Consider the following 3,078-nt stretch of genomic DNA (forward strand, 5'->3'; position numbering starts at 1 on the left):
TCGCCTAATTAAGATAAAAAGCAGCCCTTGTCTAAACGGGCTGCTTTTCAGTCCATTCTATTCTATTGGTATCTCGCCGTCACCATTTTCTTTCTCGTGTAAAATTCGACGCCGTCGCGGCCGTTGGCATGAAGGTCGCCATAGAACGAGTTTTTGTAGCCCGAGAACGGGAAGAAGGCCATCGGCGCCGGGACGGCGACGTTGACGCCAAGCATGCCGGCGTCGATTTCTTCGCGGAACTGGCGGATCGCTTTGGCGCTGTCGGTGTAAATGCAGGCGCCGTTGGCAAACTCCGACCGGTTGGCGATCTCAATCGCTTCGTCCAAGTCTCGGGCGCGGACGACCGACAAGACCGGGGCGAAAATTTCATCCGTCCAAATCGCCATGCCCGGCTTGACATGGTCAAAAATCGTTGGACCGATGAAATACCCTTTTCCGCTTGTCGCCGAGTCGCGGCGTCCGTCGCGGACAAGGAGCGCCCCCTCTTTTTCGCCGATTTCGATGTATTTGATCGTCCGCTCTTTATGCGACTCGCGGATGACCGGGCCTAAAAAGACGCCTTTGTCGAGCCCATTGCCAATTTGGATGCGGTCGGCGGCTTCTTTGAGCCGTTCGACCAACTCATCGGCGATATCGCCGACTGCAACGACGACCGAGCACGCCATGCACCGCTCGCCCGCCGAACCGAACGCGGCGTTGATGATGTTCGTCACCGCCATATCGAGGTCGGCGTCCGGCATGACGATCGAATGGTTTTTCGCACCGGCGAGCGCCTGCACCCGCTTGCCGTGGGCGGCGGCTGTTTTGTATACATACTCGGCGACCGGCTGCGAGCCGACGAACGAAACGGCTTTAATATCTTTATGTTCTAAAATGCCGTTCACGACCTCGTGCGCTCCGTGAACAATATTCAACACTCCTGCAGGCAGTCCGGCTTCGGTGAACAGTTCAGCCAAGCGGTTGGCGAGCATGGGCGTCCGCTCAGACGGCTTCAGCACGAACGTATTGCCGCAAGCGATGGCGAGCGGGAACATCCAGCACGGCACCATCATCGGGAAGTTAAACGGCGTAATCCCGGCGACGACACCGAGCGGGTAGCGGTACATCCCCGATTCGATATTCGTCGCAATATCGGGCAGCTGCTGCCCCATCATGAGCGTCGGAATCCCCGCTGCAAACTCGACGCATTCAATGCCGCGCTGCACTTCACCGTAGGCGTCCTCGTACACTTTGCCGTTTTCCAATGTCACGAGACGGGCAAGTTCTTCCCAATGCTCGACAAGCAGCTGCTGGTAGCGGAACAAAATGCGGGCGCGACGCGGAACCGGGACTTTGCGCCATTCGCGGAACGCTTCTTTCGCGGCCGCCACCGCCGCATCCAGCTCCTCGCGCGAGGAGAGCGGCACTTTCGCCAATACTTCCCCCGTTGCCGGGTTCGGCACGATTTCTTCTTTTCCGGATGTCGAGGCGACCCATTGGCCGCCAATAAAGTTTTTCAATGTTTTTGTTTCGGTTACAGAGCTCATGAATGAAACCACCTTTCTAGAAAATCGAGTATAAGAGAATGGCTAAGAACATGCCGGCAAGCGGAATGATAACCGACAGAACGAATATCGGCTTATACGTCCGCTCGTGCGTTTCATGGCAGACGGCGCGAATCGTCGTCACAATGTATCCGTTGTGCGGCAGCGAATCAAGGCCACCGGAAGCAAGCGTTGCTACCCGATGCATGGCGCCGGGGTCAAGCCCTTTCGCCAGATAAATCGGCGCTAGGATTGGCAAGGCAATACCGAGACCGCCGGAAGCCGATCCGGTCATGCCGCAAATAATCGTGACGGCCAACCCCAATCCGAGCAGTTCCGGTCCAGGAATGTTCACAAGGACGTCAACCGCTTTTTGAAAGGCCGGCACATTTTTCGCCACCGCTCCGAAGCCGACGACGGCGCACGTATTAGCGGCAGCGACTAACGCATCTTGGGCGCCGGACGCCATGGCCTCCCAAAATTTGCGGACGAATTTCGCATTTAACACCCAGCAAAGCACAATACCAAGGACAAGTGACAAGACCCCTGCTGAAGTCGAAGAAATGAATTTTGCCAAAATGTTTAATGAAACAATCACCGCCACTAACGGAAGGATGGCACAAACAATGTTCGGCAGCGGACGGCCGGCGCCGCGCTCGAGCGAAGCAGCAATTTCACTCACCGCACCGGAAACGTCGCCGGTTCGGTATGGCAAGGAAAACGTTTCGCCGTTTTGTTTCGCTTTTTGGACAACACGCGTTAAATAGAGGGAACCAGCCACAGCAATCGTTGCGCCGACGAAAATGCCTACCCATCCCCCAGCCCCCGGCGTTGTATGGAAAAATTGCGTTGGAATGATGTTTTGAATCTCCGGTGAATACGGAGATGTCATTGTAAACGAAACCGAGCCGAACACCATGGCGGCCGGAATAAAACGATGCGGCGTATTCGACTGACGGAACAGTGACACGGCGATCGGGTAAACAGAAAAGCCGACGACAAACAAGCTGACACCGCCGTATGTCATAATGGCGCAGGCAGCAACGACCGCCAATACAGCATGTTTAGCGCCAAACTTTTCTTTTACCCAATGAGCGATGGAGTCAGCTGACCCGGTGTCCTCCATCACTTTGCCAAAAATCGCCCCGGCTAAGAAGATAAGAAACCAGCTGGCGAAATAGCCGGTAAAGCCCGTCATATAGCTTTCCATCAAAGCTTTTTCCAAGTTTAATCCGCCTGTCAGCGCAACAAGAACAGAACTGATCAACGCGGCAATAATGATATTGATCCCCCTCATTGTCAAAAAGATCAACAATCCCAATGAGGCCAATAAACCAATCATCCCCAGCATACTTTTCCCCCTCTTTTGACCGTTGCTTCATTTAACGGCTGACCGTATTGGTGCCATACTGATAGTCGTAACAAATATGATACAGCGCGACAATTTCCTCATGAGTCGGCACCCTTGGGTTATTCGCCGGACTGCCGCTTGCCAGCGCATCAGCCGCCATTTTATCGACTGCTTTGTCGAATGCCGCTTTGTCAATGCCCCATG

The 3,078-nt window shown here is 54.6% G+C and carries 2 protein-coding genes and 1 pseudogene; all 3 read right to left on the reverse strand.

Translation table 11 applies throughout. The features are described 5' to 3' along the window. Positions 1-62: 62 nt before the first annotated feature. Positions 63-1,526 carry a CoA-acylating methylmalonate-semialdehyde dehydrogenase gene (locus VU18_RS08300; RefSeq protein WP_047757959.1) on the reverse strand — a complete coding sequence of 488 codons (1,464 nt, stop codon included), beginning with the start codon at positions 1,524-1,526 and terminating at the stop codon, positions 63-65. Between the two features lie 16 nt (positions 1,527-1,542). Next, on the reverse strand, positions 1,543-2,874 hold the full coding sequence (locus VU18_RS08305; RefSeq protein WP_047757960.1) for a GntP family permease: 1,332 nt from the start codon (positions 2,872-2,874) through the stop codon (positions 1,543-1,545). 31 nt (positions 2,875-2,905) lie between these two features. Further along, a pseudogene (locus VU18_RS17930) lies at positions 2,906-3,078 on the reverse strand (iron-containing alcohol dehydrogenase); the annotation flags it as partial.

The sequence above is a fragment of the Geobacillus sp. ZGt-1 genome, assembly GCF_001026865.1.
Lineage (GTDB): Bacteria > Bacillota > Bacilli > Bacillales > Anoxybacillaceae > Geobacillus > Geobacillus thermoleovorans.

Coding starts and splice junctions, on each gene's coding strand:
- VU18_RS08305 (WP_047757960.1), bottom strand. CDS start 2,874: ATGCTGGGGATGATTGGTTTATTGGCCTCATTGGGATTGTTGATCTTT.
- VU18_RS08300 (WP_047757959.1), bottom strand. CDS start 1,526: ATGAGCTCTGTAACCGAAACAAAAACATTGAAAAACTTTATTGGCGGC.